The 25,781-nt window shown below is 63.5% G+C and carries 30 protein-coding genes; 12 read left to right on the top strand and 18 right to left on the bottom strand.

Going from position 1 to position 25,781, the window contains the following annotated elements:
- Positions 1-8 precede the first annotated feature (8 nt).
- Both J2857_RS09175 and J2857_RS09170 read left to right on the top strand, forming a co-directional pair.
- The gene (locus J2857_RS09175) at positions 9-935 is read left to right on the top strand and encodes an ABC transporter ATP-binding protein (RefSeq protein WP_210009780.1); all 927 of its coding nucleotides are present in this window, start codon (positions 9-11) and stop codon (positions 933-935) included.
- A complete protein-coding gene (locus tag J2857_RS09170; protein ID WP_210009779.1) occupies positions 932-1,693 on the top strand; it encodes an ABC transporter permease in 762 nt (253 codons plus the stop codon). Before J2857_RS09175 ends, J2857_RS09170 begins: the two co-directional genes overlap by 4 nt.
- A 31-nt stretch (positions 1,694-1,724) precedes the next feature.
- On the opposite strand, the gene J2857_RS09165 is transcribed toward J2857_RS09170, so the two are convergent.
- Positions 1,725-2,948 carry an MFS transporter gene (locus tag J2857_RS09165; protein ID WP_245363056.1) on the bottom strand — a complete coding sequence of 408 codons (1,224 nt, stop codon included), beginning with the start codon at positions 2,946-2,948 and terminating at the stop codon, positions 1,725-1,727.
- 100 nt (positions 2,949-3,048) lie between these two features.
- On the opposite strand from J2857_RS09165, the gene J2857_RS09160 reads away from it, so the two are divergent.
- A complete protein-coding gene (locus J2857_RS09160; RefSeq protein WP_210009778.1) occupies positions 3,049-4,026 on the top strand; it encodes an AraC family transcriptional regulator in 978 nt (325 codons plus the stop codon).
- 2 nt (positions 4,027-4,028) lie between these two features.
- On the opposite strand, the gene J2857_RS09155 is transcribed toward J2857_RS09160, so the two are convergent.
- The 3 genes from J2857_RS09155 to J2857_RS09145 are packed head-to-tail and all read right to left on the bottom strand — an operon-like array spanning position 4,029 to position 5,759.
- Complete coding sequence (locus J2857_RS09155; RefSeq protein ID WP_210009777.1) at positions 4,029-4,733, bottom strand: TIGR02281 family clan AA aspartic protease; 705 nt, start codon at positions 4,731-4,733, stop codon at positions 4,029-4,031.
- Positions 4,730-4,963, bottom strand: coding sequence for a DUF1289 domain-containing protein (locus J2857_RS09150; RefSeq protein ID WP_210009776.1), 234 nt, complete (start codon positions 4,961-4,963; stop codon positions 4,730-4,732). The genes J2857_RS09155 and J2857_RS09150 overlap by 4 nt, the downstream gene beginning before the upstream one ends.
- Before the next feature lie 19 nt (positions 4,964-4,982).
- Positions 4,983-5,759: an adenosylcobinamide-GDP ribazoletransferase gene (locus J2857_RS09145; protein WP_210010097.1), complete on the bottom strand. Its 777-nt coding sequence runs from the start codon at positions 5,757-5,759 to the stop codon at positions 4,983-4,985.
- Positions 5,760-5,869: 110 nt separating this feature from the next.
- Between J2857_RS09145 and cobT the strand changes: the two genes are divergently transcribed.
- Entirely contained in the window at positions 5,870-6,889 is a 1,020-nt protein-coding gene (gene cobT / locus J2857_RS09140) for a nicotinate-nucleotide--dimethylbenzimidazole phosphoribosyltransferase (protein WP_007761163.1), read from the top strand.
- Positions 6,890-6,896: 7 nt separating this feature from the next.
- Entirely contained in the window at positions 6,897-7,289 is a 393-nt protein-coding gene (locus tag J2857_RS09135) for a diacylglycerol kinase (protein WP_210009775.1), read from the top strand.
- 66 nt (positions 7,290-7,355) lie between these two features.
- Here J2857_RS09135 and J2857_RS09130 read toward each other — a convergent pair whose 3' ends face one another.
- The gene (locus J2857_RS09130) at positions 7,356-8,891 is read right to left on the bottom strand and encodes a sensor histidine kinase (protein ID WP_210009774.1); all 1,536 of its coding nucleotides are present in this window, start codon (positions 8,889-8,891) and stop codon (positions 7,356-7,358) included.
- A gap of 120 nt (positions 8,892-9,011) precedes the next feature.
- Here J2857_RS09130 and J2857_RS09125 point away from each other — a divergent pair, with 120 nt between their 5' ends.
- From J2857_RS09125 to J2857_RS09105, 5 genes are all read left to right on the top strand, one after another.
- Entirely contained in the window at positions 9,012-9,578 is a 567-nt protein-coding gene (locus J2857_RS09125; protein WP_210009773.1) for a thermonuclease family protein, read from the top strand.
- Between the two features lie 14 nt (positions 9,579-9,592).
- A complete protein-coding gene (locus J2857_RS09120) occupies positions 9,593-10,240 on the top strand; it encodes a uracil-DNA glycosylase family protein (protein ID WP_210010096.1) in 648 nt (215 codons plus the stop codon).
- A 48-nt stretch (positions 10,241-10,288) separates the two neighbouring features.
- Positions 10,289-10,777, top strand: a complete 489-nt coding sequence (locus J2857_RS09115) for an Lrp/AsnC family transcriptional regulator (RefSeq protein ID WP_007771498.1) — start codon at positions 10,289-10,291, stop codon at positions 10,775-10,777.
- A gap of 102 nt (positions 10,778-10,879) precedes the next feature.
- Positions 10,880-11,296: an ester cyclase gene (locus J2857_RS09110; protein WP_210009772.1), complete on the top strand. Its 417-nt coding sequence runs from the start codon at positions 10,880-10,882 to the stop codon at positions 11,294-11,296.
- Between the two features lie 17 nt (positions 11,297-11,313).
- Positions 11,314-12,066, top strand: a complete 753-nt coding sequence (locus J2857_RS09105; protein WP_210009771.1) for an AraC family transcriptional regulator — start codon at positions 11,314-11,316, stop codon at positions 12,064-12,066.
- Here the strand turns inward: J2857_RS09105 and J2857_RS09100 are convergent.
- The 5 genes from J2857_RS09100 to J2857_RS09080 all read right to left on the bottom strand — a co-directional run bounded on the left by J2857_RS09100 (position 12,063) and on the right by J2857_RS09080 (position 15,821).
- Positions 12,063-12,752 (bottom strand): DNA alkylation repair protein, encoded by a 690-nt coding sequence (locus J2857_RS09100; protein WP_210009770.1) that lies wholly within the window; start codon positions 12,750-12,752, stop codon positions 12,063-12,065. The genes J2857_RS09105 and J2857_RS09100 overlap by 4 nt on opposite strands.
- Before the next feature lie 7 nt (positions 12,753-12,759).
- Positions 12,760-13,632 carry an NAD(P)-dependent oxidoreductase gene (locus tag J2857_RS09095; RefSeq protein ID WP_210009769.1) on the bottom strand — a complete coding sequence of 291 codons (873 nt, stop codon included), beginning with the start codon at positions 13,630-13,632 and terminating at the stop codon, positions 12,760-12,762.
- A 165-nt stretch (positions 13,633-13,797) separates the two neighbouring features.
- Positions 13,798-14,208 (bottom strand): CopD family protein, encoded by a 411-nt coding sequence (locus J2857_RS09090; protein WP_210009768.1) that lies wholly within the window; start codon positions 14,206-14,208, stop codon positions 13,798-13,800.
- Between the two features lie 2 nt (positions 14,209-14,210).
- Positions 14,211-14,765, bottom strand: a complete 555-nt coding sequence (locus J2857_RS09085; RefSeq protein WP_210009767.1) for a DinB family protein — start codon at positions 14,763-14,765, stop codon at positions 14,211-14,213.
- A gap of 234 nt (positions 14,766-14,999) precedes the next feature.
- Complete coding sequence (locus J2857_RS09080; RefSeq protein ID WP_037082404.1) at positions 15,000-15,821, bottom strand: class I SAM-dependent DNA methyltransferase; 822 nt, start codon at positions 15,819-15,821, stop codon at positions 15,000-15,002.
- Between the two features lie 136 nt (positions 15,822-15,957).
- Here J2857_RS09080 and J2857_RS09075 point away from each other — a divergent pair, with 136 nt between their 5' ends.
- On the top strand, positions 15,958-16,680 hold the full coding sequence (locus J2857_RS09075) for a DUF2270 domain-containing protein (protein ID WP_210009766.1): 723 nt from the start codon (positions 15,958-15,960) through the stop codon (positions 16,678-16,680).
- A 19-nt stretch (positions 16,681-16,699) separates the two neighbouring features.
- Here J2857_RS09075 and J2857_RS09070 read toward each other — a convergent pair whose 3' ends face one another.
- From J2857_RS09070 to J2857_RS09055, 4 genes are all read right to left on the bottom strand, one after another.
- Positions 16,700-16,963, bottom strand: a complete 264-nt coding sequence (locus tag J2857_RS09070; protein ID WP_007764766.1) for an usg protein — start codon at positions 16,961-16,963, stop codon at positions 16,700-16,702.
- Between the two features lie 150 nt (positions 16,964-17,113).
- Positions 17,114-17,944 carry an ABC transporter permease gene (locus tag J2857_RS09065; protein ID WP_210009765.1) on the bottom strand — a complete coding sequence of 277 codons (831 nt, stop codon included), beginning with the start codon at positions 17,942-17,944 and terminating at the stop codon, positions 17,114-17,116.
- Positions 17,941-18,723, bottom strand: a complete 783-nt coding sequence (locus tag J2857_RS09060) for an ABC transporter permease (protein ID WP_210009764.1) — start codon at positions 18,721-18,723, stop codon at positions 17,941-17,943. Before J2857_RS09060 ends, J2857_RS09065 begins: the two co-directional genes overlap by 4 nt.
- A 120-nt stretch (positions 18,724-18,843) precedes the next feature.
- Positions 18,844-19,623, bottom strand: coding sequence for an ABC transporter substrate-binding protein (locus J2857_RS09055; protein ID WP_210009763.1), 780 nt, complete (start codon positions 19,621-19,623; stop codon positions 18,844-18,846).
- A gap of 308 nt (positions 19,624-19,931) precedes the next feature.
- Between J2857_RS09055 and J2857_RS09050 the strand changes: the two genes are divergently transcribed.
- The gene (locus tag J2857_RS09050) at positions 19,932-22,334 is read left to right on the top strand and encodes an OmpA family protein (RefSeq protein WP_210009762.1); all 2,403 of its coding nucleotides are present in this window, start codon (positions 19,932-19,934) and stop codon (positions 22,332-22,334) included.
- A gap of 49 nt (positions 22,335-22,383) precedes the next feature.
- Here J2857_RS09050 and mobB read toward each other — a convergent pair whose 3' ends face one another.
- The 4 genes from mobB to J2857_RS09030 are packed head-to-tail and all read right to left on the bottom strand — an operon-like array spanning position 22,384 to position 25,720.
- Entirely contained in the window at positions 22,384-22,899 is a 516-nt protein-coding gene (gene mobB, locus J2857_RS09045; RefSeq protein WP_210009761.1) for a molybdopterin-guanine dinucleotide biosynthesis protein B, read from the bottom strand.
- Positions 22,896-23,534 (bottom strand): molybdenum cofactor guanylyltransferase MobA, encoded by a 639-nt coding sequence (mobA, locus tag J2857_RS09040; protein WP_210009760.1) that lies wholly within the window; start codon positions 23,532-23,534, stop codon positions 22,896-22,898. The genes mobB and mobA overlap by 4 nt, the downstream gene beginning before the upstream one ends.
- A complete protein-coding gene (locus J2857_RS09035; protein WP_210009759.1) occupies positions 23,534-24,760 on the bottom strand; it encodes a multidrug effflux MFS transporter in 1,227 nt (408 codons plus the stop codon). Before J2857_RS09035 ends, mobA begins: the two co-directional genes overlap by 1 nt.
- A 54-nt stretch (positions 24,761-24,814) precedes the next feature.
- A complete protein-coding gene (locus tag J2857_RS09030; protein WP_210009758.1) occupies positions 24,815-25,720 on the bottom strand; it encodes a DMT family transporter in 906 nt (301 codons plus the stop codon).
- Positions 25,721-25,781: the final 61 nt, after the last annotated feature.

The raw sequence follows: 25,781 nt of genomic DNA, 5'->3' as shown, positions 1-25,781 counted from the left end.
CGTTCCCCATGGCCTCAGTCGTTTCCATAGATAAGCTCACCAAGACTTACGAGAACGGGTTCCAGGCGCTGAAAGGCATCGACCTGGAGATCGAGGAAGGCGAGATTCTCGCGCTGCTCGGCCCGAACGGCGCCGGCAAGACGACGCTGATCTCGATCATCTGCGGTCTCGTCAATCCTTCGACCGGCAAGGTGCTGGTCGGCGGCAAGGACGTTGTCCGGGATTTTCGCCAGACGCGGTCGCTGATCGGCCTGGTGCCGCAGGAACTGACGACCGACATGTTCGAGACGGTCTGGAATACCGTGAACTTTTCCCGCGGCGTCTATGGCAAGAAGCCCAATCCGGCGCTGGTCGAGAGTGTCCTGAAGGAACTGTCGCTCTGGAGCAAGAAGGACAACATGCTGCGCGAGCTTTCGGGCGGCATGAAGCGGCGGGTGATGATCGCCAAGGCGCTCGCCCACGAGCCGCAAATCCTCTTCCTCGACGAGCCGACCGCCGGCGTCGACGTCAACCTGCGGCGCGAGATGTGGCAGCTGGTCGAGAAGCTGCGCGCGAGCGGCGTCACCATCATCCTGACCACCCACTATATCGAGGAGGCGGAAGAGATCGCCGACCGGGTGGGCGTCATCAACGGTGGCAAGCTGCTGCTGATCGAGAAAAAGGCGGCGCTGATGAAGAAGCTCGGCCGCAAGCAGCTCCGGCTCGAACTGTCCGAGCCGCTGACGGCGCTGCCGGCGAGCCTTGCGGTCTACAACCTGACGCTTGCCGACGACGGGACGGCGTTGATCCACGAATACCAAGGCGAGGAAGGGCAGGGCGCGATCGCATCGCTGCTGTCGACGCTCGCCGCAGAGAACATTCATTTCCGCGATCTTTCCACGCGACAGAGTTCGCTCGAGGATATTTTCGTGGCACTGGTGGGAGAAGACGCATGAATTTCGAAGCGATCAAGTCGATCTATGTCTTCGAGATGGCCCGGCTGCGGCGCACCCTGCTGCAGAGCGTCATTTCGCCGGTCATCACCACCTCGCTTTATTTCATCGTCTTCGGCACCGCGATCGGTTCGCGCATCCAGACGGTCGAGGGGGTCTCCTACGGGTCGTTCATCACGCCCGGCCTGATCATGCTGACGCTATTGACGCAATGCATCAGCAACGGTTCGATCGGCATCTACTTCCCGAAATTCACCGGCACGATCTATGAGATCCTGTCGGCGCCGGTGGCAATGACCGAAATCATCATCGGTTATGTCGGTGCGGCGGCGACGAAGGGGCTGATCATCGGCGTGATCATCCTCGCCACCGCCTCCTTCTTCGTCGACATCCGGATCGCCCATCCGTTCATGATGGTGCTTTTCCTGGTGCTGACGGCGATCACCTTCAGCATGTTCGGCTTCATCATCGGCATCTGGGCGAAAAATTTCGAGCAGCTCAACATCATCCCGATGCTGGTCGTGCCGCCTTTGACCTTCCTTGGCGGCAGCTTCTATTCGATCAACATGCTGCCGCCCTTCTGGCAGACGGTCAGTCATTTCAACCCTGTCCTCTATCTCGTCTCCGGCTTCCGCTGGAGTTTCTACGAGATCGCCGACGTCAATCCGATGATCAGCCTCGGCATGGTCGGCCTGTTCCTGGTGATCTGCCTGTCGATCCTCGGCTGGATCTTCAAGACGGGTTATCGGCTGCGCAACTGACCGCAGCCGATAATGGTTTTAAGGGCAGGCTTCAGCCCTGGCTGAGCTGGACCTGGCGTCCGCCGCGCATGACCATCACCGACGCACCGAGAACGGATGCGATGCCGAGGAAGGTCATGACGCCGAGCGGTCCCTGGACGTCGATCAGGAGGCCGCCGAGGACCGCGCCACTGGATATGGCGATCTGGAAGGTCGTCAGCAGCAGGGCGCCGGCGCTTTCCGCCTCGTCGGGGGCGGCCCGGGTGATGTAGCTCTGGATGCTGACCGGCAGCGCGCCGAAGGCAAAACCCCAGAGCGTGATGGCGACCGCTGCGGCCGTCGTCGATGCCCCGAGGGAGACGAGGATCACGGCGGATACGGCGATCAGGCCGGAGGCGAAGACGACTCCGAGCGCCGAACTGCGTTCTGTGATGATGCCGCCGACGATATTGCCGAAGAAGCCGCCGACACCATAGGCGAGCAGGAGAAGCGAGACCATCTCGACGTTGAGGTGGGGAACATCTTCCAGGTAGGGGCGGATATAGGTGAAGCCCGCAAAGTGGCCGGCGACGATGAGCAGCGTCGCGATGAGGCCGATCCGGATCTTCGGCCGCTTGAGGACTTCGGCCAGCGTGCCGAGCCCGGCGTGGCCGGCAGGCGGCAGCGATGGTACAGTAACGGCCTGCGCCAGCAGCGCCAGCACGCCGACCGCGCCGGCGAGCACAAAGGCCGCCCGCCAGCCGAGGGTGGAACCGATATAGGCGCCGAGCGGTGCGGCCATGACGGTCGCCACGGACACGCCGGTGAAAATCATCGCCATGGCGCGCGGCAGGTGGTTCATCGGCACGAGCCGCATGGCAAGCGCTCCGGCCATGGCCCAGAAGCCGCCGAGCCCGACGCCGAGCAGGACGCGCGACACGAGCAGCACGGTCAGTCCGTTGGCAAGGGCGGCGAGGGCGCAGGAGAGGATGAGAAGGGCGGTCAGCCCGAACAGCGTCCAGCGCCGGTTGAAGCTGCGGGTGCCGATCACGACGCCGGGGCCGGCGAACGCTGCGACGACGGCGGTCACCGTCACCGTCTGGCCGGCGACGCCGGGACTGATGCCGAGATCGGCGGAGATGGGCGTGAGCAGGCTCGCCGGCAGGAACTCCGCCGTCACGAGGCCAAAGACGCCGAGGGTGAGCGCGATGACCGCGTCCCACCGGGCCTTGGCCGATGTGTTCGGGGACGGTGTGTCGCGCACGGCATCGTCCTCTTCGAAAGTGCTGTCAGTCATGGTCATGTCCTGTCTTGGGAGGTGGCACGGAGGACCGTACCGGGAGGATGGACCAGACTTAGGCGTGACAGCCTGTACTTTCCATGCTAGAAAATCCGATATGCTTGACCGTTCGTCCAAAGAAGCACCGTTAGACGTCTCCGATCCGCTCACTGAGATGCTGCGGGGGTTAAGGCTCGACGGCGTCGAATACGGACGCTGCCGGCTCGCCGAGCCCTGGGCGACCTCCTTCCCGGCGCAGGAGGCGGCGCGGTTCCATTTCATTTCCTCGGGCAACGCATGGCTGCAGACGCCGTCTGGCGAATGGCTGCAACTGCGGCCGGGCGATGCGGCCCTCCTGCCGCGCGGCGATGCGCATGTGATTGCGAGCCTTCCCGGCCTGGCGCCGCTCCCCTTCGACCGGTTCGGGCGCAAGGAGGTCTGCCAGGGCGTATTCGACGTGCAATGCGCCGATGCCTGTGGCGGCACCGTGGCGCTGACGGCCTCGATGCGTTTCAACATCGACAAGTTGCACCCATTGCTGCAACTGATGCCCGAGGCGATGCTGACCAGCGATCTCGCCAGGAACGAACCGTCGATCCCGCATCTGCTCGACGCCATGGCGCGCGAGGTGGAGATGGACCGGGTGGGAGCCGGTGGCATTCTCGCCCGGCTCGCCGATGTCCTGACCGCGACGCTGATCCGCACCTGGGTCGAACACGGCTGCGGCGACACGACCGGCTGGATTGCCGCAGTGCGCAATCCCGAAGTCGGCCGGGTGCTGGCCGCCATCCATCTTCAGCCCGACCGCGACTGGAACATCGCCGCGCTTGCCCGGCTGATGGGCGCTTCCCGATCGGGTTTCGCCGAACGGTTTCTGCGCGTGGTCGGCGAAACGCCGGCGCGTTACGTGGCGCGGGTGCGCATGCACCAGGCACGGCAATGGCTGGGCGAAGGCGAGCGCGTCGCGGTGGTTGCCGAACGGCTCGGCTACGATGCCGAAGCCTCCTTCAGCCGCGCCTTCAAGCGCATCATCGGCACGCCGCCGAGCCATTTCCGGAAGAACGGCGGGGGAGAGGGCATCCGGGATTTTGGCTGACGTCAGTCCCTGAGCCTGAGCTCATCCGTCTGCATCTGCAGGGAACCGAGGGTGGATAGGAAGCTCATGCCGAGCAGGCTCTCGCTAAGCCTTCCGTCTTCCGCGACCATCGCCCGGACGTTTTTCCGCACGATCGGGCCGATGGCGATTTCGTCGAGGCGGACGGGCGCCGCCATTGCCCGGCCGTTGGCGGTCGTGACCGTGACCGAAAAATCGAGGTTCTGCGGATTGAGGCCGATGGCGCGGGCATCATCGTAGGAAAGCACGACGGTGCTGGCGCCGGTATCGACCAGCATCGGCAGGATCTTCCCCTCAACGCTGACATTGGTCTGGAAATGGCTGCCCCGGGTCTTATGAATGATGACTTCGTTGAGACCTTCGCTCGTCGTCGTGATCACGGCCGTTCCGGGCAGCAGGCCTGCGGTCACCCTTGCTGCGACATTGCGGGCATCGTCGCGGTAGAGATAGACGGTGACCAGCCCGAGGATGATCAGCAGCCAGATGGCGATATTGCGCAACACCTCACCGGCATGGCCGCGCCGGCCGGCGAGAATGCCTGCGGCGAGCAGGCCGGCGATCGGCAGGAGGTAGATGATCTGGCCGAAATCGTCGTTGTCGATGCCGAAGGTCTGCCCGGCATCGTGATTGAAGATCAACAACGCCAGGCCGATGCCAAGCACGACGAGGATGCCGGTGAGCGCGTTCATGCCGTATCGCGTTCCCTGGTCTGCCGCAGGGCCAAACGCTGCCGGCGCGTCTCCCGCCGTGGCTTTCGCTCGACGGTTTCAAGCCGTGCGGACAGGGCTTCCATCAGCGCGCGGCGCTCGCTGTCCGTGTAGTCCATCCAGGCGGCGATCTCGTCGCGCGTCCGTCCGCATCCGAAGCAATAGCCGGTCTTCAGGTCGATCGAACAGACGAGGGTGCAAGGTGAAATCATGCGTCAATATATCGGGGTTTCAGGCGGCAAGAGCAAGGGTGGCGAGCATGGCGATCTCGCTCAATTGTTGAGTAGCGCCGATGGTATCGCCCGTATGGCCGCCGAGTTTCTGACGCACGAAACGGGTAAAACCGACACCGGCGAGTGCCGTTATTATCAGCGATAACAGCGCTTTCGGCAGGCCGACAACCGGAACGAGCAGGATGAGCGCGACGGCGGCGCCGGTGAAAAGCGCGACATTGCGGGCGCCATCCTCCGGAAAACCGGCACCGGCAGCGACGCCGCTTTCGCGGGCTGATGGCAACGAGCGCCAATGGGCGACCATCACCGCGCGGCTGACGGCAGCAACGGCGAGCATGGCGAGCGCCGCCGTGACAGCATCCTGGCGGAACAGCGCAGCAAGCGCCGAGGCGCGCAGGCCGAAGGAAAGCACCAGTGCCACAACGCCATAGGCGCCGATGCGGCTGTCCTTCATGATAAGAAGCGCGTGATCCTTGTCCCGCCCGCCGCCGAGACCATCCGCCGCATCCGCGAGGCCGTCCTCGTGGAGCGCACCGGTCAGAACCGTCAGCACGGCAAGGGAAAGCAGGCTGACAAGCAGCGGATCGCCGGACCGCAGCAGAAGGAGAGCGAGCGCAGGCAGTGCCGCGATGATCAGTCCCGCGACGGGAAAGGCCCGTACCGCGCGCGAGATCGTGCCGTCATGGCCGCGAAAGAATCGGTCCTGCACCGGCAGGCGGCTGAGAAACCCGACCGAGCGGGCAAGATCCGCGATGAATTCCGTTGCGTTTGGCAGTTGTTCCGCCCTCCCGACCCGACTATGAGTTTGCGCACACAAGCGCGATTTGCCGGGAAAGACAAGTTTTCCTGTCGCGATACGAGACCGAGTTACAAGAGAGATTTTCCATGAGCGTGAGCGGCCTGCCTTTCGACGATTTCCGTGTCCTGCTTCAGAACCTCCCCGGCCCGGATCCGCGGGCGCTGGTTGCGGCGCGCGAGCGCGATGCGCAGTTGACCAAACCCCCGGGCGCGCTTGGCCGGCTCGAGGAAATCGCCTTCTGGCTGGCCGCCTGGACGGGCCGCGCGCCGGCCGTCAACCGGCCACTTGTGGCGATCTTCGCCGGCAATCACGGCGTGACGAGGCATGGGGTGACCCCTTTCCCGTCATCCGTGACCCAGCAGATGGTCGAGAACTTTGCGGCCGGCGGGGCTGCCATCAACCAGATCTGTGTTACCCATGATCTCGGCCTGAAAATCTTCGACCTGGCGCTCGACTACCCGACCGGCGACATCACCAGCGAGGCTGCCCTCTCCGAGCGTGACTGCGCCGCGACCATGGCCTTCGGCATGGAGGCGATCGCCGGCGGCACCGACCTTCTCTGCATCGGCGAAATGGGCATCGGCAACACGACGATCGCCGCCGCCATCAACCTCGCCCTTTATGGCGGCGAGGCGGAGGACTGGGTTGGACCCGGCACCGGCTCGCATGGCGAATTCATGGAGCGCAAGATCGCCGCGGTGAAAGCGGCGGTCGAATTCCACAAGGACCACCTGAGCGATCCCTTGGAAATCCTGCGTCGCCTCGGCGGCCGCGAGATCGCCGCGATCGCCGGTGCGATCCTGGCCGCACGCGTCGAAAAAATCCCGGTCCTGCTCGACGGGTATGTGGTGACGGCCGCGGCCGCTATCCTCAAGGCCGCCAATCCGGCAGCGCTCGACCACTGCCTGATCGGCCATGTCTCCGGCGAACCGGGGCACCTGCGTGCGATCGAACAGCTTGGCAAGACGCCGCTTCTGGCACTCGGCATGCGGCTCGGCGAGGGGACCGGGGCGGCACTTGCGGCCGGCATCGTCAAGGCGGCCGCCGCCTGCCATTCCGGCATGGCGACCTTCGAACAGGCCGGCGTCAGCAACAAGAGCCACTGAGCCCTGAATGGAAAAGACGTCGCTCGACAGCAATATCGAAAGGGCGACCGGCATTCGCCGGGTGATCGCGGCATTCCGCTATTCCATGCAGGGGCTGATGCGCCTGTGGCAGGAGGAAGCCTTTCGCCACGAGGTGATCGCCTGCGCGGCAGCCATCGTGCTCTTCGCGATCGTCGGCGCCGGCGCGCTCGACTATTTCGTCTTCGCCATCCTGATGCTGGTGCTGTTTGCGGTGGAATCGCTGAATACCGCGATCGAGGAATTGGTCGACCGCATATCCCCGGAAATATCCACCGTCGGCCGCCACGCCAAGGATCTCGGCTCCTTCGCGGTGTTCTGCCTGCTGTGCGCCAACGGGTTTTTCGCGCTTTATGTGGTGGTGCGGAGCGTTTTGGGGTGAATGCCCGAGGATGCCCTCCAAGGCATTATGCACCGAAACAAACCGGTGCAAAAGGGGTCGATCGCCTCAGGCAAAGCTCTTGCGGCGGCGGGCGACTGTCTGGGCGTCGGCGACGGCCGGCACGCTCTGCAGCACGCGGGTCGCGGGCAGGATGGCGATCGCCTCGGTGCCTTCGCGCAGCTTGGAGCGCAGGATGAACTGGCCGTCGTGCTTGGCAAGGATCGCCTGGACGATCGGCAGGCCAAGCCCGGTGCCCTGTTCGGCGCTCTTGATGGCGATCGAGCCCTGGCCGAAGGCCGAGAGCACGACCGGAATTTCCTCTTCCGGAATGCCGGGTCCGTTGTCCTTGATCGCCACATACTGGCCGCCACCGGCGGTCCAGCCGACCTTGACGGTGACTTCGCCGCCCTGGGGCGTGAACTTGACCGCGTTCGACAGCAGGTTCAGGAGAACCTGCCGCATCGACTTTTCGTCCACCCAGACCTGCGGCAGCTGCGGTTCGAACTGCTGGCTGATCGAGATGTTCTTGGCGCTGGCGCGCAGCTGCACCATGCCGATGCAATCCTCGGCGATCTCCAGCAGCGACAGCGATTCTTCGGCGAGGTCGTAACGGCCGGCCTCGATGCGCGACAGGTCGAGAATCTCGTTGATCAGGTTGAGGAGATGCTGGCCGGAACGGTGGATATCGCCGGCATATTCCTTGTAGGTCGGGTTGGCGAGCGGTCCCAGAACCTCCGAACTCATGACTTCGGAGAAGCCGAGGATGGCGTTGAGCGGCGTGCGCAACTCGTGCGACATGGAGGCGAGGAACCGCGATTTGGCAAGGTTCGCTTCCTCGGCCCGGCGGCGGGCCTCGTCCGACATGGATTTAGCCACTTCCAGCTCTGCGATCAGGTCGTCCTTCTCCGACTGATAGGACATCAGCGTCAGGTTCGAGCGGTAGAGCCGGTCGGCGATATAATGAAAGAAGACGACCGCAGTGGCGCAGATCGCCGTCATGCCGATATCGAGCACGTTGCGCGACAGGACGGCGGTGGCAAGCAATGCCAGGATCATCGGCAGGAAACCGAACAGCACGCTGAGGCGCAGCATGAAACTGCTCATGGCGGTGATCGAGATCGCAAAGAGGAGCACGGCTCCCTTGTAGAAATAATAGCTGTCGCCGGAGCAGGCGTTGCAGTTCTGCAGCGCAAAGAGCGCCCAGCCGCTGCCGACGATCACCTGCGCGGCGAGCAGCCTGCGGCGCCATTTCTGGACATCGGCCGAGCCGATGTCCTTGCGGCTCGCGCGCCGGGCGAGCAGCACGTTGATGGCATGGACGCTGAACATCAGCAGCGCCCAGGCAAAGAGATTGGCATTCGGGTTGAGATAGACGCCGATCGCCGTCACCACGACGATGAAGAGAGGCATCACGGATGCGCCCTGCAGCACGGTGTTGACGTGCATGGCGATCATGTCGCGGTCGAAGATCTGGTTGCCCTGGGAACTGGACTGCAGGCGCTCGCGGGTGGCGCGAACAGCTTTGGAGACGGCCTTGTTGCGGTGGCCGCGCGAGCGATCAACGATGTTCTTGTCGGTCGATGTGCTGACGCCGCTACTCATGGCCACTAAACTGATACCCCGGGTGTTGAGAGAGTATGTCCAAAACCTTAAGAGAGTACTGCCGGGAAAGGTTTTGTTTGCCATTTTCCTGAAGCTTCCGTTTTCCAATAAGGCTGGATTGTGGCCAGAACGTTCAGGGTTTTTCGCGATGGCGCGTTTCTCGCGGCCTTCTTCATCCTTCTGGTACTGATCGCCGCGAGGCTGGACGAGGCGGCAGACAGCGTCGTGCGCGGTCCATTCCATGTGATCGACGGCGATACCCTCACGGCGGGCGTTGAGCGGCTGCGGCTGCAGGGTATGGATGCGCCGGAGCTCGACCAGACCTGCAACGACGATCGCGGCAGGCCATGGGCCTGCGGAGTAGAAGCGAGAAGGCTGCTGATCCGCCTTGTCGCAGGCGGCGAGGTCGAGTGCCTCGGCCGCGAGCGCGACAAATACCATCGGCTCCTGGTGCGCTGCCAGGCGGGCACGACGAGCATCAACGGGGCGATGGTGCGGCGGGGCCTTGCGGTCGCCTCGGGCCGGTACGCGCAGGAACAGGTGGCCGCCAGGCGTGAGCGACAGGGGCTGTGGGGCGGCCAGTTCGAAAGCCCGCGCGAGTGGCGCGCCAGCCGCGGCATGATGGATGATGTAAGTTTCGAGGAGGCGTTCATGGATTGGGTGAAGCGGATGACGGCCTGGCAATGAGCATGGACGGCATGATGAACGGCGAGGAGGATATCGGCGCGCTCGCCCGCGCGCTCGCGGCCTGCCGCATCTGTCGCGATGCGCCGGCGAAAGGCGAGGGCGACCGTCTGCCGCATGAGCCGCGGCCGGTCGCCGTGTTATCGAAGACGGCGAGGGTGCTGATCGCCGGGCAGGCGCCGGGGCTTCGGGTGCACGAGAGCGGGCTGCCGTTCAACGACGCTTCCGGCAACCGGCTGCGCGACTGGATGGCGGTGACCCGCGAAGAGTTCTATGATCCGGAAAAGTTTGCGATCGTGCCGATGGGATTCTGTTTTCCGGGCTATGATGCCAAGGGCAGCGACCTGCCGCCGCGGCTCGAATGCGCCCCGCTGTGGCGCGCCCGGGTGATCGCCGCGATGCCGCAGATCGAGCTGGTTCTCGCGGTCGGCGGGTATGCACAGGCCTGGCATCTGGGCGACCGCCGCAGGAAAGGCATGACGGAAACGGTTCAGAACTGGCGCGACTATCTTTTCGCCAATCAGGGACCGCGGATCCTGCCGCTGCCGCATCCGAGCTGGCGCAATACCGGCTGGCTGAAAAAGAATCCGTGGTTCCAGGCGGATCTGCTGCCGGTGCTGCGACAGCATGTGGATAGCTTGATACGGGAAACAAATTTCGGTTAACTGCCACGAATTCGGTGTATAACGAAAAATCATTTCGAAAGGACTCTGATGGACCGCCTCGACCGTAAGATACTGCGCATTCTGCAGGAAGATTCCACTCTCGCCGTCGCGGACCTAGCGAAGAAGGTCGGGCTCTCGACCACGCCTTGCTGGCGCCGCATCCAGAAGATGGAAGAAGATGGTGTCATCCGCCGCCGCGTGGCGCTGCTCGATCCGGTCAAGGTCAATACCAAGGTCACGGTTTTCGTGTCGATCCGCACCGCCAGCCACTCGATCGAATGGCTGAAGCGGTTTTCGGAAGTCGTCGTGGACTTCCCGGAAGTCGTCGAGTTCTACCGCATGAGCGGCGACGTGGACTACCTGCTGCGCGTCGTCGTGCCGGACATCGGCGCCTATGACGCCTTCTACAAGCGCCTGATCGCCAAGATCGAGATCCGCGACGTCTCCTCGGTCTTCGCGATGGAGCAGATCAAGTACACGACCGAGCTGCCGCTCGACTACATGATGCTGGACAACCAGAAGTCGGGCGAGGAATAGTTCGCCGATTGGCGGATCGGGATCATTTTCTGGCAGGACGGGCCGAGTTGAAACGGCCCGTTTGGTTTTATCTGGGTTTCATCGAAACAGATGGAGCTCGACATGCAGGACCAGGCCAGGGCCAATAAAGCGATCGTCCGCGGATATATCGAAGAGATCTGGAATCGCGGTCTGATCGACCGCTTCGGGGATTTTTTCGCAGCCGACTATCAGGAGGCCGCCTATTCTCCGGCCAGTTCGGAAGGGCACTGCGCCATGGTGGCGGTGCAGAAGCGGATCATGCCGGATGCGGTCTGGTCGATCGAGCGGTTGGCCGCCGAGGACGATGGCGTCATGTGCGAGCTGACATTGCGTGGCACGCATCAGGCGGCTTTCAAAGGTGTCGAACCCTCCGGCAACCCCATCCGCGTGCGGGCCTACCGGTCCTTCCTCTTGAAGGACGGCAAGATCGTCCATCATTCCGCATTGCTCGACACCGCTGAACTGCTAAAGCAGATGCAGGGACAGCAGGCGGCATAGGGCAAAGTCCGGCAGCGATGGCGACGATTTCTCATGCCTATCATCGGGTGTTCGACGACCCTTTCGAAATCGAACGGGCTTTTGACGCCGACTACCTCCTCTACGCCTCGACCGGCACTTTCGTTCTCGATATCGGTCACCGCCGCTGGATGCTGCCGCCGCAAAGGGCCGCGTTGATCGCAAGGGGAACGGTAATTGCGGTGCGCAGCAAGGGGCTGGCCACGGCATCCTCCGTCCTGTTCGGCGACAGCGAATTCGAAGCGCCGCTGCCGATCTGCCGGGTCTTCGGTCTTTCCGGTCTGGCCCGGCAGATGATCCTGCATGTGATGCGCTGGGATGCTGGGCGTGACCCAGGCGACAAAACCGCGAATGCCTTCTTCAAGGCGCTCGCGTCCGTCGCGGGGGATCTGGCTGCGGAGGAGGACGAGACGTGGTTGCCGAAACCGCAGTCACCTGGCATGGCCGTCGCCATCGACCGGATGCTGGAACGGCTCGACCGGGATCTCGATTTCGGCTCCCTCGCGGTAGCGTCGCATCTTTCTGAGCGGACATTGGCGCGGAAATTCGATGCGGAACTCGGCATGAGCTTTCGCGATTTCCGGCATCGGGCGCGGATGGTGAGGGCCAAGGAAATGCTGCTTGCCGGGCGGGAACCGATAACGGAAATCGGCCTCGCCTGCGGGTTCGAAAGCACGAGTTCCTTCATCAAGGCGTTTCGGACGTTTGCGGGCGCAACGCCGCGGCAATACCGGATTGGAAAAGCCGGCTAAACTTTCAGCCGCACCAAAATCTTCTCGCCTGACAATTCCTTCACCGCATCCTTGCCGATCCAGCGGGCGGTCTTGTCGCTCGAGGCGGCGAGTTTTTCGGAAAGCTCAAGGGCAGGGGCGTGGCAGGTGCGGTTGCGCTTGCCGATATTGCGAAGCGCCCAGTTGACCGCCTTTTTTACGAAATTACGCGGGTCGACGGAATGCGCCTCGATCAGAGGTAGATAGGCGATGAAAGTGCCGTCCGGCTCGTCCTTGCGATGCACGGCGGCACCGGCGATCATCGCAAACGCGGTGCGGCGGACGAATTCGCGGTCATCTTCGGCGAAATCTGCGACAAGTTGCTGCCAGAACGGCGTTTCGGTGAAAAGGTCGGCGGCAGTATCGACGATTTCCCAGGAGGCAAAGTCCTCGGCCCATCCACGCGCCTCGGCCGGCGTCAGCGACGCGGGATCGGCGGTATAGATCGCCAGCATGCGCGCTTCGCGAATGCCGGTGCGCCAGAGGTCCAGCGCCCGGCCATGATCGCGTTTGATCGCCCGCGCGATCTTCTGCAGGTCGGGGTTGGACATTCCGATGGCCCGGTCGGTGACGATGCCGAACCGGGCCATGCCGGAAATGTTCTCCTCCGAGCGGAGCGTTTCGAGATGCGCGATGATCCCGGCGACGTCGGAGGAGGGGCCGATCATCGGCAGGTCATTTCTTTTCGAGCCGGGCGAGCAGCGAGGACGTATCCCAGCGCTTGCCGCCCATCGCCTGGACGTCGCCGTAGAACTGGTCGACCAGGGCCGTGACCGGCAGCTTGGCGCCGTTGCGGCGGGCTTCGGTCAGGACGATGTCGAGATCCTTGCGCATCCAGTCGACCGCAAAGCCGAAATCGTACTTGCCGGCATTCATCGTCTTGTAGCGGTTCTCCATCTGCCAGGAGCCGGCCGCCCCCTTGGAAATCACCTCGATGACCTTCTCGATATCCAGGCCCGCCTGCTTGCCGAAATGGATCGATTCGGCGAGGCCCTGAACGAGCCCGGCGATGCAGATCTGGTTCATCATCTTGGTAAGCTGGCCGCTGCCTGCCGGACCCATGAGGCCGACCATGCGGGCATAGGCGTCGATCACCGGCTTTGCCTTCTCGAACGTCGCTTCGTCACCGCCACACATGACGGTGAGTACGCCGTTTTCGGCACCCGCCTGGCCGCCCGAAACCGGCGCGTCGATGAAGCCGACGCCCTTTTCCCGGGCCGCGGCATCGAGCTCGCGGGCGACTTCGGCGCTGGCGGTGGTGTTGTCGATCAGGACGGCGCCCGGTTTCATGCCGGCGAGAACGCCCGTTTCGGTGATTGTCACCGAGCGGAGATCGTCGTCGTTGCCGACGCAGACGAACACGAAATCGGCATCCCTGGCCGCCTCGGCCGGCGTGGCGGCGGCCCTGCCGCCAAATTTCGCCGCCCAGTCCTCGGCCTTGGCAGCCGTACGGTTATAGACGGTGACGTCATGGCCGCCCTTGACCTTGAGATGCCCGGCCATGGGATAACCCATCACCCCGAGACCGATGAATGCCACTTTCGCCATGCTGAACCTCCACAATTTTGTTGGGCAGAGGATTAGAGCAAAGCGGACCTTCGGAAAAGCGCAGTTCGGCGAAAAGCGCAGATTTCGGTTTCCGGCGCCGGTCGCTTATTCGTTTGCGGCGGCCAATGCGTAGCGGGGAAACTGGCATCGGCTTGCTGCCGCAGCTCAGAATGGCTTGATGACCGCGAGCGCGACGATGACAACGATCGAGCCGAGCACGATCTGCAGGCCGGCGCGCACGAAGGCCGGCGGGTCGAGATGCGGATCGGCTTCCATGCGGCGCATCCAGGCGCCCTGCATCCCGTGCAGCGCCGAGAGCATCAGCACGATCAGGAACTTGAAGCCGAACCAGCCGGACGTATAGAAGCCGTAGCCGAAGGCGAGCCAAAGGCCGAAAAGCCACGCGCCGCCGAGCGCTGCGGTGGTGACGGTGCGGTCGTATTTCCTGAGCGCCGAGATCACGCCGGTGCGGATGGTCGGCGGCACCATGCCGATGACGAAGGCGTTGATCAGCATGCCGCCGATCAGCAGGAAGTCCGAAAGAATGTGCAGGGCCTTGATGATGAAATACAGCATGGTCAACTCCAGATCATGGCTTCGGTGAAGCCCAGTTCGGCAAAATCTTGTTTTCTCAATTGGTCTTCGCCCGTGCAGAAGAACTCGTCGAGCTGCGGCGGCGCAACGGTGGTTCCCGAAAGCATGGCGTGAACCTGGCCGCGATGATGGATCTGGTGCTGGAAGAGGTGCATCAGCAGTCGATCGGCAGGTTCTACCTGCACGAAGGTGGCCCTGGGAATGCGGATGTCCTCGGCGATCGTTTTCTCATCCAGGCTTCGACAGTGATCGATGAGGCGGCGATCGGCAGCACGCTGTTCGCGATCGAGATCGGCGAAGAGCGGACAGGGAATCTCCGGATCGAAGGCGGCGGGGCCGAGGCAATCGCCTTCGAGCGCGCTGATATAGAGCCAATCGACGGTGAGGATATGGTTGAGGGTATGGATGATCGATGGGAAGAAGCTGATCCGCGGCGCATCCAGCTCTTCGCGCGAGAGCTTCCCGCAGGCGTTCAGCAGCCGATGGTTGGCCCAGGCGTTGTTATAGGCCTGGGCAAGAAGATAGCGCTGCGGCGTCATCAGAATCCCTCCGTTCAGGAGGGCAAACTATCGATGAAGAGGGACGATGAGAAGATGGGTTGCTGAGCTTATGATGTCGCGGGCAGAGGGTTTGCCGGGCCGACGGTGTCGACCCGGACATAGGGTAGGTCAGGACCGGCGCGGATATCCGCACGCCGGAAGCCGTCAGTTGCTCCCTTTGCGTCGACGCCCACCAATCGAGAGCATCATGGGCCGCGGTTCAGCCCGTGATTATCAGGATTTTACGATCAACCGCGCAATCACCAGGTGGCCCGGGGTCGGATTGCCGTCCTGCATCCGCACGTTGATATCGGAGATTTCGAGGAGCTCGAAGCCGGTGGCGGCGAGGCGTTCGCGGACATAGGTCTCCGAGTGGGCGAAACGCTGGTGCGGGCCGACGATGTAGGGCCGGCCGGCAAAGCTCTCGTCGGGCAGGGTCTCCGAGGAGAAGACGAACAGGCCGCCGGGAGCCATGTTTTCCGCCGCGCCAAAGAACAGCGGTTCCAGCGCGCCGAGATAGGGCAGCACGTCGGTGGCGGTCACCAGGTCAAAGGGCTCGTCGTCATTGTCTTCGAGGAAATCCTCGACTTCCGCGACGTAAAGCGTCTCGTAGAGATCCTTTTCGTGCGCGATTTCAACCATGTTTTCGGAAATGTCGATGCCGGTAATGTCATCGACCATGTCGCGCAGCGTGCCGCCGGTGAGCCCCGTGCCGCAGCCGAGATCGAGCATGCGCTTGAACGGTCCGAGCTTCAGCTCCTGCAGGCGCTGGCGCACGATCACCGGCACGGCGTAACCCAACTGCTCGACGAGAATGTCCTCGAAGCTTTCGGCGTGCTGGTCGAACAGGGTTTCCACATAGGCGTCCGGCGCCTTGGGGGGCGTCTCGCCGCGGCCCATGGCCGCGATGCGCACGGCAGCACCGCCGTGGTCCTCGGGATCGAGTTCGAGCACCTGCTCGTAGGCCTTGACGGCGGCGTCGATATCGCCCGCCTTTTCCAGCGCCAGCGCGCGGTTATAGGCCTCTGCCAGGGCTTCCTCGTCGATCTTCTTCATGGCCAGCGTCCTTCTTTTCGCAAGCGGCTTTAAGCCTGCGGCCGGCATTTGTCCATCCGGGGGAACGGGGCGGGTGCTCATTCGTTGAAAGGTCAAAGCAGAACGGCTTTTTGAGAACCACCTCCGGGAGAAGGTCATGCCTGCCGATGAGGGCAAGAGCGTGCTGGAGCAGAATGTCGAGCGGCGGGCGCCGTCGCTGCCGATGACCTCCGCCGAAAAGGCCAATGTTATCATCCACTATTACCGCGGCGAACTCGGGCGGATGACCAGCTGGCGCGACCGCATCGACCGCACCACGAACTGGGCGATCACGGTGGTGGCTGCGCTGCTCTCGGTCTCGCTGTCGACTCCGACGTCGCATCACGGCGTGGTTCTGTTTGCGATGCTGCTGATCTCGCTGCTTCTCCTGATCGAAGCACGGCGCTACCGCTTCTTCGACGTCTATCGTGCAAGGGTTCGCAAGCTGGAACGCCATTATTTCGCGCAGGCGCTTTATCCGCAGGCGGACCTCAAGCCCGACTGGGCGCAGGCGATCGCCACGAGCCTGCGCAACCCCTGTTTCCTGATCAGCTACCGCGAAGCGTTGTTTCGCCGGGTGAGGCGCAATTACGTCTGGATGTATGCCATCCTGCTGATGGCGTGGCTTCTGAAGATCTCGACACCCAAACTCCTGCCCAACGATAGCCAGGCGGATGTCGTCTTTTCATGGCCGGAGGCGGTCAACAACGCCGCGCTCGGTCCGCTGCCGGGATGGAGCGTGATTGCGCTCGTCGCGGTCCTTTATGCCGCCGTGATTTTCTCAGCCCTGCATCGCGAGCCGGACGACGGCGAATTCGCCCATGGCGAAGTGCACGTCTGAAACGCGAGGCCGCTGTTCTCTAGTGCAGGATGATCTCGCCCTTTACCGCCCGCCATTCGCTGGCCGAAATCAGCTTGCGGTGGACATAGCGGACCGAATGCAGCGGACCGTCGAGCTTCTCCTGCCAGAATTTCAGAAAACCGTTCATCTCCGGGAAATCCGGGGCGAGGTCGTAGTTCTGCCAGACGTAGCTTTGCAGCAGCGCGGGATGGTCCGGCAGGCGATAGAAGATCTGGGCGGTCGTGAGACCATAGCCTTTCAGCATCATTTCCATTTCAGACATGCAGCAGTTCCCGTTTGTTGTTTCGAGTTGACGTCGTTGCGTCACCCGATAGGGGAGCATGCCACGGTTAACCGAAGCTTTACAATTGCACCTTAAGGGCATATTCATGATAATTTACAGTACGTTAGCAGCGCTTCACCGTGAGTGCTGCTAACGCTTCAGATGGCGTGTCAGACGGGCCTCGATGAAGGCCCAGAGGTGCCGCAGCGCTTCGACGATGGCGAGGTAGAAAATCGCCGCCCAGAGATAGGTCTGGTAATCGAACGTACGCGAGAAGGCATAGCGTGTTTCGCCCATCAGGTCGTAGACGGTGACGATCGCAACGACCGCCGATCCCTTGATCATCAGCACGATTTCGTTGCCATAGGGGCGCAGCGCGACGATCAGCGCCTGGGGCAGGACGACCTTGCGGAAGGCGATGCGTTTCGACAGACCAAGGGCGGCCGCACCTTCGTGCTGGCCGCGCGGCACGCTTTCGATCGCGCCGCGCAGGATTTCCGCCTGATAGGCGGCTGTGTTGAGCGTCAGCGAGAAAAGCCCGCAATACCAGGCCTCGCGGAAAAACCACCAGAGGCCGACCGCTTCGAGCTCCGGCCGGAAACTGCCGAGCCCGTAATAGATGAGGAAGAGCTGGGCGAGCAGCGGCGTGCTGCGAAACACGTAGACATAGGCATAGGCGATGCCGTTCAGCACCCTGTTCCTCGCCATGCGGGCATAGGCGACCGGTGCCGACAGAATGGCGCCGAGGATGACGGCAAGGCCGACCAGCGAGATGGTGGTCCACAGGCCGTGGAGATAGCGCGGGCCATAACGCTGGAATTTGTCCTGATCCCAGCCGTTGATCACCATGAAAACGAGCGAGATCGCAAGGGCTGCCCAAAGCAGGAGGACACCGATGCCGGCAATACGCGCCGGCGCCAGTGATTTGACGGCCAGGGCCGGGGGCGCGCGCGGCGGGATCAGTTCCCTGACGTAACTCATCGGTGGCCCTCCGAGCGTTTCGCCCAACGCTCGATAAAGCCGAAGCCAAAGGACGAGATCATCGCAAGGATCAGATAGAGCATGCAGGCGATGCCGTAGAAGAAGAAGGCTTCCTTGCTGACGCGCGCGGCAATGCCGGTCTGGCGCAGGATGTCGGCAAGGCCGATGACCGAGACATAGGCCGTGTCCTTGAGCAGGTTCAGCCAGAGATTGGTAAGGCCGGGCAGCGCGATGCGGATGAGCTGCGGCAGGATGACGAGAAGCATGGTGCGCGAGCGATGGAGACCGAGCGCATCGCCTGCCTCGTACTGCCCACGCGGGATCGCCCTGAAGGCGGACAGCAGGACCTCGGATGAGTAGGACGAGAAGACGACGGCGAGCGCCGCCATGCCGGCGAAAAAGGCGTTGATCTCGACACGCCCTTCGTACCCGAGGGAGGCGAGCACAGCCTGGATGAGGATCTGCAGGCCGTAATAGACGATGAACAGGGTCAGCAGTTCCGGCAGGCCGCGGAAGATCGTCGTGTAGATGCCGGCCGCGAGCCGGAGCAGCTTTTCTTCCGACTGAGCGGCCAGCGCGATCAGGAAGCCGATGATCAGGCCGACGGGAAGGGTGGCAAGCGCAAGCGTGATTGTCACCTTGACGCCGAAGGCGATCTCGTCGCCCCAGCCGGCTTCGCCGCAGGCGACCAGGCTATTGGAGCCCAGGAGTGAAAAAAGCCCGACAGGCCCGCAAAGCGGATCCAGTGCCGAAAAGAGGGCGGAAAAGAATCCGCTCATAAGGTCGTTTTCCCCTGCGGCCTTTTTGTGTGCCGCTTTTGTCTTGTATTGACGCCATTAAAAAGAAAAACGGCGGAAGGGCAAGCCTCCCGCCGGGCGTTGACCGTGTTCTCCGGTCGATTACTGGCCGTAGGCGTCGAAATCGAAATACTTGTCGTTGATGGCCTTGTATTTGCCGTTGGCGCGGATCGCGAGGATCGCGGCCGAGAACTTGTCGGCGAGCGCGGTTTCGCCCTTGCGGACCGCAATGCCCGCACCTTCGCCGTTGATCTCGATGTCGATCGGCAGCGGCGCCAGGATCTTGCAGCACTTGCCGGCATCCGACTTGATCCACTGCGACAGCACGACGATATCGTCGATGACGGCGTCGATACGGCCATTGGTGATGTCGAGCTTGTATTCGTCAGCCGTGGGATACAGCTTCAGTTCCGAGTTGGGCATGTGCTTTTCGGCATAGTTCGAATGGGTGGTGGAGCCCTGCGCGCCGATCGTCTTGCCCTTGAGGCCGGCGGCGGTCGCTTCCTTGATCGGCGAGTCCTTCGGGACGGCGATGGCCGGCGGAGTGTTGTAGTATTTCTTGGAGAAGGTGACCTGCTCCTTCCGCTCGGGGGTGATCGACATGGAAGCGACGATCGCATCGAATTTCTTCGACTGCAGCGCCGGGATGATACCGTCCCAGTCATTGGTGACGAAGGTGCAGGTGACCTTCATCTCGTCGCATAGCGCCTTGGCGATCTCGATGTCGAAACCGGTGAGCTGACCGTTGGCCTCCAGGTTGTTGAAGGGCGGGTAGGCGCCTTCGGTGCCGATCACGAGTTTCTCCTGGGCCATCGCCGAACCGGCGAAAAGCGACAGGGCGGCGATCGAGGCGGCAGCAAGGAATCGGGTGGAAATGTTCATGTTGATCCTCTCTGTTGGCAACCTGCGGTGTTGGTCTTTTTCGGCCGCAGGGAGACGGGCACGCGTAGAGGCGCGCTCCGAGTGGATTTTTAGATACCTGCTCGGGAAAAATTGCAACGGCATTTTACGTGCACGTCTGGTTGCCCTCGGTCGATGAACAACACATTCATGCGAGGTTCAGGCCGTCCGCAACAGGCTGCAACGGAACCATTTTGGTGCAATTCAGTTGAGCCGCCGCGCAAGCCCGCCGAAAAACGGCAATAAAGGACGCGCATGAAAGGGATGACACCCTAGAAGAGGAAATGTCCATGTCGAAAAAATTCAGACTGTTCGCCAGTGTCGCAGCACCTTTCGTGTCGCTGCCGCTGATGCTTCAGCCGGCCGCTGCTGCCCCCTTGAAACCCGCTATGGAGATGGGACCCGCCGTTGAGGCCGCCGGGATGCCGGGCGTCGTCGAAGTCCAGCAGCAGATCATTGTCCCTCCGGAAGCGCAGGAAGGCGAGGGGCGTCCGCGTCGCAAGCCGCCGCAGGAGGAGCAAAAGCAGGCTCCGCAGGCCGAACGGCCGCAGGCGCCGCCCCAGGCCCAACAGCAGGAACAGCCGCAGCGCCAGCGCAAGGCCGAGCCGGAAGCCGCCCCACGCGAGGCTGCTCCGCGCGAAGCCGCACCTCGCCAGGCTCCCCAGGCCGAGCGTCCGGCAGCCGAGGCGCCCGCTCAGGAACGTCCGCGCCGCCAGCAGCAGGAGACGGGCCAGGGCCAGGGTCAAGGTCAGGGCGGAAACGACGCTCAGCCGCGCCGCCAGCGCGAGCAGGCGACACCCCAGACCGAGCAGCCGGCCGCAAGGGAAGCCCAGCAGCCGAAGGCAGCTCCGACTGAAAAGCAGGCCGAAACCCCCAAGCCGGAACGGCCGGCAACCAATCGCGCCGCAACCCCGGAAGCAGCACCTGAGGCGCCCGTGCGCCGCGACGCCCAGCAGCCGAAAGCCGCGCCGGCCGAGAAGCAGGCCGAACCCCTCAAGCCCCAGCCGCCTGCCACCAATCGTGCCGCGACGCCGGAAGCGACACCTGAAAAGCCGGCCAGCGGCAATGCCCAGGATCGCAACGCCGCTCCGAGCCGCAACCAGGCCGAAACCCCGAAGCCGCCGCAGGCCCCCGCCACCGATCGTGCTGCGACACCGGGAACAGCACCTGAAAATCCGGCTCGCGGCAACGCGACGGGTCAGGCTCCCGCCCAGGTTCCGGCACAGGCGCCCGGCACCGGAACTGCGCAGGACAGGCGCAACCAGCCGCCGGCTGACGGCCAAGCCGCTCCGGGGCAGCAGCCCGCCGGTGAAGCGCCTCGCCGGCAGACCACGGAAGGTCAGCCGCCAGTGGCGCCTTCGGGCCAGCCGTTGCCGGGCCAGCCGCAAGGCCAGCAGGCGACTGGAGCCCAGCCGGGCGCCCAGCCGACCGCGCCCCAGACGGCGACTACGCCCCAACAGGTCGAACGCGCCAAGGAGCTCGCGAAGGATCCCGCTGCGGCCAAGAGCGGTGAACAGGTCGTGTTGCCCGTTCAGAACGGCGCCGCCGTGCTCGACAGCGCCAAGGAGGCGCCTTCCGCACGCCCGCCGCGGGATGGAGAGCGTCCGCGCCGTCCAGCTCCGCTGCAGGCCGACCAGCAGCAGCTTGCACCGCCGAAATCCGATGCAGAGGCTCAGGGCAGCACGCGTGCCACCCGTGAGCAGCTGCAGGAGTTTCGTCAGCTGTCCGAAGAGCGCGGCCAGCGTCTCGACCAGCGTCCGCAGTTCGAACGGCCCCGTGGCTGGGATTTCCGCGATGCAGCCGGCCTGGGCGGCAGCCGTGACCGTAACGGCGGCCGCGACCGCGATGGCGGCCGCGTGATCATCTCGATCGACAACCAATCCGTCGTTCGTCATGACGACAGCCGTCGTTTCTACAACGATCGCGATCGGGCGCCGCAATATGAACAGCTCCGCGACGGCCGGGTGCGCGAAGTCATCGTGCGCGACGACGGTACGCGGATCGTCACCGTCCGCAACAGCTATGGCGAGATCATCCAGCGTTCGCGAATCGTCAGGGGCGGCGAGGAATACGTTCTCTATTATTCTCCGGATCTGATGGATAACCGCCGTGGCCGCGACTACGTCTGGCGCGATCCGGGCGACGACCTGCCGCCGATGCGCCTCAGCGTGCCGCTCGACGACTATATCATCGACACCTCGACCGAGCCGGACCGGGATTATTACGAGTTCCTGGAACAGCCGCCGGTCGAGCGGGTCGAGCGGGTCTATTCGCTGGATGAAGTGCGCTACTCCGCTCGTATCCGGGACAAGGTGCCGCGTATCGACCTGGATACGATCACGTTTGCCACCGGCAGCGCCGAAATCCCGATGAACCAGGCGAGCTCGTTGCGGAAGGTCGCCGACGCGATCAGCAAGGTTCTGAAGCGGGATCCTTCCGAAACCTTCCTGATCGAGGGTCATACGGATGCCGTCGGCTCCGACGACAGCAACCTCGTCCTCTCCGACGAGCGCGCCGAAAGCGTTGCCCGGGTGCTGACGGACGCATTCGGCATCCCACCGGAAAACCTGGCGACCCAAGGTTACGGCGAACGTTACCTCAAGGTCCGCACCGACGGTCCGGAACAGGAAAACCGCCGCGTGACCGTGCGCCGCATCACCCCGCTGGTCAAACCGGTCGCTTCGAACCGGTAAAAGGTTTCGGGTACCTCAAACCAAGCCGCCGGAGCGATCCGGCGGCTTTTTATTTGTCGGGAAGCCCCGTCAGCTCGGCGATGAAATCGGCAATCGCGTTCGTATCGTCGAGGTCGAAGACCGGGATGGTGGTATCCGGGACCGGGTGGTCTGCGGCGATGGCGACGATGTGGGGATCGCTGGGCGCCAGCGGTTCGCGGTTGCTCGCCTCGAGGCGGCGGGCCTCGATCTTCGGGACAGGTTCGCGTTTGTAGCCCTCGATCAGCACCAGATCGCAGGGGGCGAGGCGGGAGAGGATTTCCTCGAAGCTCGGTTCCGGCGCGCCGCGCAACTCGTGCATGATCGCAAAGCGGGTGCCGGAAACGATCGCCACTTCGTGGGCGCCGGCCTGGCGGTGGCGGAAGGAATCCGCCCCCACCTTGTCGATGTCGAAATCGTGGTGAGCGTGCTTGATGGTCGAGATCGCGTAGCCGCGGCGGGTGAATTCCGCCACCAGCCGCACCGCCAGACCCGTCTTGCCAGAATTTTTCCAGCCGGAAATGCCGAAGACACGGGGAGAGGTCATGAAAGCACCTCAGCGAAACGACGCGCCTCTTGAAGATCCCCGGGCGTGTTGATGTTGAAGAAGAGATCGAGCAGCCCTTGCGGCGTCTCGACCAGCGGGAATTCGACAGTCACCGTATGGTGACGCTCCAGGAACGCCGTGATCCGCCGGTTGTCGGGGTGGGAGAGCCAGGTTTCCAGATCGTCGACGATGGAAACCGGCCAGAGCCCGAAGACCGGATGATCGCGGCCGTCCGAGGCGGCGATGACGATCGCGTTCGGATCGCCCGCCTCGGCATCGAGCCGGCGCACCAGATCGGCGGGTACAAAGGGACTGTCGGAGGGGACGGTGAGAAGATGGGTTGCCTGAAGGCCGCGGGCCTGGATGTCGCGCAGGCCGGCGAGCACGCCGGCAAGCGGGCCGATCTGGCCCGGAACAAGGTCCGGCAGCAGGCGCAAGCCGAGTGGATTGGGGAAGCCCATCGGCGCGTTGAGGGTGATTTCCGAGATCTGAGGCAGGAGCCGCCGCACCACATGGCCGAGTATCGTGTCGCCGCCGATGGTGAGAAAAGCCTTGTCGGTGCCCATGCGGCTCGATTTGCCGCCGGCAAGGACGAGGCCCGGAGGCCGGATGGGAGGAGCGGCGGCTGTGGGCATCAGTCGTTGTCCCTGGTCGGGATCGCGCCTTCGCGGCGGTCGATCTGCCGGACATAGGCGGTGGCGACGAGCGCCAGGATGGTCGTGACGCCCATGACCACGAGAAGCGGCATGGCGCCGCTCTCTTCCTTGAGCAACGCCGCGGCAAGTGTCGACAGCGCGGCGCCGCCACCGACGGTGATCGCGCCGCCGAGGCCGGAAGCGGAGCCCGCGAGGTGCGGCCGCACGCTGACGATGCCGGCATTGGAGCTTGGAAGGGTGAGGCCGTTGCCGACGCCGGTCAATGCCAGAGGCGCGAAGAAGGCGAGCGGCCAAGGCGCTTCCGCGGCGAGGAACCCGGCGGTGATGAGAACGCCGACAAGGCTCACCAAGCTGCCGGAGATCATCATGGTCATCGTGCCGAACTGGCGGGTATAGCGGCCCGAAATGAAGTTGCCGATCATGTAGCCGGCCGCGATCAGGAAGAACTGCACCCCGAGCATGGTCGGCGACAGATGATAGATCGCCGTGCCGACGAAGGGCGCGCCGCCCAGGAACGAGAAGAACACCCCCGACGAGAAGGTCGAAGTAAACGTATAGCCCCAGAAGCGCCGCGAGCGAAAAAGGTCCGGCCAGCTGCGGAATTGGGCGGTGAAGCTGGCGGCCGGTGCGCGGTTCGTTTCGCCCAGATCGGTGAAGACGAGCGTCAGGGTCAACAGGCCGAGGCCGAGCATCAAGGCGAAATTCGCCTCCCAGCCGAACATGTCGTTGAGCGCGCCGCCGATCGTCGGGCTGATCATCGGCACCAGCGACATGCCCATGGTCACATAGGCGATCATCGAGGCGGCGCTCTCCATCGGCACCGTATCGCGGATGATCGCGCGCGGCAGGACGAAGCCTGCGACGACGGCCGTCTGCAGCAGCCTTCCGATCATGAAGACGGTGACGTTTGCGGCCATCAGGCAGATCACGGTGCCGACCAGCATGATCAGGATGCTGCCGATCATCACCCGGCGGCGGCCGAAGAGGTCGGAAAGCGGACCGAGCACCAGCTGCAGCAAGGCAGTGCCGGCGATATAACCGGAGACGGCGAGCTGCATGACGGCATAGTCGGTGCCGAAATGGATCGCCATGGCGGAAAGCGACGGCAGGAAGACATTGAGCGAGAGGGCGGCAAGTCCGGCGCAGACGACGAGCGTCAGGATATGGGGCGGGGTTCGTCTATCCAGAAATTGGCTTTGCTGCACGTCGTCTTGTCCTTTCACGCCCGCCTTTCGGCCCTTCCACCCCGCCTCTTCCTCTCAGGCCGGCGGGGCGGCGGCGGCCTTGTCGGTGGTGATGCCCTGCCGCTTGCGCTCGCGATAGAAGGTATAAAGGCCGGAACCGATAACGACTGCCGCGCCCACGAGCATATAGGCGTTCGGATGTTCGCCGAAGACGAAAATGCCGATGACCAAGGCCCAGAGCAGGCCGGTATAGCGGAAGGGCGCGATGAAGGAGATCTCGCCCGTGCGCATCGATTGGATGATCGCCTGGTAGCCTGCGAAAACCAGCACGGACGCAAATGCCAGATGTCCCAGCGCATAGGTGCTGACCGGCTGCCAGCCGCCCATCGGCACAACCAGGATTGCCCCGACAACGGTGTTGGCGAGGGAGGTGAAGAGCGTCACCGTCAACGAAGGAATGTCGGCCTTGATGCGTTTGGTGGTGAGATCGCGGCATGCCGTAAAACAGCAGGCGATGACGGCGAGCAGGGCTGCCGGCGTGAATCCTTCCGGGCCTGGTCGAATGATGATGAGCACGCCGAGGAAGCCGACGCCGATCGCCGTCCAGCGCCGCCAGCCGACCGGCTCGTTCAAGAAAAGCGCTGCCCCCAATGTTACGGCAAGCGGCAATGCCTGCATGATCGACGACATGGCGGCAAATTCAATATGGGCAAGTGCCGAGAGGAAGGTCAGGGTGGCGCCAAGCTCGAAGAAAGTGCGCAGCAGCACCAGCGGATGCATGACCGCCTTGGCCGACAGGGTCACGCCCATGTAGCGCGCGACACAGTAGATCAGCAGTGTCGCCATGACGCCGCGTACTGCCATGATCTGGGGGATGCTGAGCTCCGGGGTGACCGACTTGACCAGCGCGTCGTTGCAGGTGAAAGCCGCCATGGCGAGCGACATGAACAATGCGCCCCGCGAATTTTCAGACCATGCCATCTGCGAGATTCCTCCGGTACCGGGTCTCTTAAAGCAACGGCTTACGCGTCGCCAGCCCGAT

Origin of the sequence: Neorhizobium galegae, from assembly GCF_017877055.1 — a bacterium.
Taxonomy (GTDB): domain Bacteria; phylum Pseudomonadota; class Alphaproteobacteria; order Rhizobiales; family Rhizobiaceae; genus Neorhizobium; species Neorhizobium galegae_D.
Note: the sequence above shows the minus strand (reverse complement) of the source record. Positions and strands in the feature narration are given on the sequence as shown.

Bases quoted from the DNA above. Each gene is read 5' to 3' on its own strand.
- J2857_RS09175 (WP_210009780.1), top strand. From the start codon at position 9: ATGGCCTCAGTCGTTTCCATAGATAAGCTCACCAAGACTTACGAGAAC.
- J2857_RS09170 (WP_210009779.1), top strand. From the start codon at position 932: ATGAATTTCGAAGCGATCAAGTCGATCTATGTCTTCGAGATGGCCCGG.
- J2857_RS09165 (WP_245363056.1), bottom strand. From the start codon at position 2,948: ATGACTGACAGCACTTTCGAAGAGGACGATGCCGTGCGCGACACACCG.
- J2857_RS09160 (WP_210009778.1), top strand. From the start codon at position 3,049: ATGCTTGACCGTTCGTCCAAAGAAGCACCGTTAGACGTCTCCGATCCG.
- J2857_RS09155 (WP_210009777.1), bottom strand. From the start codon at position 4,733: ATGAACGCGCTCACCGGCATCCTCGTCGTGCTTGGCATCGGCCTGGCG.
- J2857_RS09150 (WP_210009776.1), bottom strand. From the start codon at position 4,963: ATGATTTCACCTTGCACCCTCGTCTGTTCGATCGACCTGAAGACCGGC.
- cobT (WP_007761163.1), top strand. From the start codon at position 5,870: ATGAGCGTGAGCGGCCTGCCTTTCGACGATTTCCGTGTCCTGCTTCAG.
- J2857_RS09135 (WP_210009775.1), top strand. From the start codon at position 6,897: ATGGAAAAGACGTCGCTCGACAGCAATATCGAAAGGGCGACCGGCATT.
- J2857_RS09130 (WP_210009774.1), bottom strand. From the start codon at position 8,891: ATGAGTAGCGGCGTCAGCACATCGACCGACAAGAACATCGTTGATCGC.
- J2857_RS09120 (WP_210010096.1), top strand. From the start codon at position 9,593: ATGAACGGCGAGGAGGATATCGGCGCGCTCGCCCGCGCGCTCGCGGCC.
- J2857_RS09115 (WP_007771498.1), top strand. From the start codon at position 10,289: ATGGACCGCCTCGACCGTAAGATACTGCGCATTCTGCAGGAAGATTCC.
- J2857_RS09110 (WP_210009772.1), top strand. From the start codon at position 10,880: ATGCAGGACCAGGCCAGGGCCAATAAAGCGATCGTCCGCGGATATATC.
- J2857_RS09105 (WP_210009771.1), top strand. From the start codon at position 11,314: ATGGCGACGATTTCTCATGCCTATCATCGGGTGTTCGACGACCCTTTC.
- J2857_RS09100 (WP_210009770.1), bottom strand. From the start codon at position 12,752: ATGATCGGCCCCTCCTCCGACGTCGCCGGGATCATCGCGCATCTCGAA.
- J2857_RS09095 (WP_210009769.1), bottom strand. From the start codon at position 13,632: ATGGCGAAAGTGGCATTCATCGGTCTCGGGGTGATGGGTTATCCCATG.
- J2857_RS09090 (WP_210009768.1), bottom strand. From the start codon at position 14,208: ATGCTGTATTTCATCATCAAGGCCCTGCACATTCTTTCGGACTTCCTG.
- J2857_RS09085 (WP_210009767.1), bottom strand. From the start codon at position 14,765: ATGACGCCGCAGCGCTATCTTCTTGCCCAGGCCTATAACAACGCCTGG.
- J2857_RS09080 (WP_037082404.1), bottom strand. From the start codon at position 15,821: ATGAAGAAGATCGACGAGGAAGCCCTGGCAGAGGCCTATAACCGCGCG.
- J2857_RS09075 (WP_210009766.1), top strand. From the start codon at position 15,958: ATGCCTGCCGATGAGGGCAAGAGCGTGCTGGAGCAGAATGTCGAGCGG.
- J2857_RS09070 (WP_007764766.1), bottom strand. From the start codon at position 16,963: ATGTCTGAAATGGAAATGATGCTGAAAGGCTATGGTCTCACGACCGCC.
- J2857_RS09065 (WP_210009765.1), bottom strand. From the start codon at position 17,944: ATGAGTTACGTCAGGGAACTGATCCCGCCGCGCGCGCCCCCGGCCCTG.
- J2857_RS09060 (WP_210009764.1), bottom strand. From the start codon at position 18,723: ATGAGCGGATTCTTTTCCGCCCTCTTTTCGGCACTGGATCCGCTTTGC.
- J2857_RS09055 (WP_210009763.1), bottom strand. From the start codon at position 19,623: ATGAACATTTCCACCCGATTCCTTGCTGCCGCCTCGATCGCCGCCCTG.
- J2857_RS09050 (WP_210009762.1), top strand. From the start codon at position 19,932: ATGTCGAAAAAATTCAGACTGTTCGCCAGTGTCGCAGCACCTTTCGTG.
- mobB (WP_210009761.1), bottom strand. From the start codon at position 22,899: ATGACCTCTCCCCGTGTCTTCGGCATTTCCGGCTGGAAAAATTCTGGC.
- mobA (WP_210009760.1), bottom strand. From the start codon at position 23,534: ATGCCCACAGCCGCCGCTCCTCCCATCCGGCCTCCGGGCCTCGTCCTT.
- J2857_RS09030 (WP_210009758.1), bottom strand. From the start codon at position 25,720: ATGGCATGGTCTGAAAATTCGCGGGGCGCATTGTTCATGTCGCTCGCC.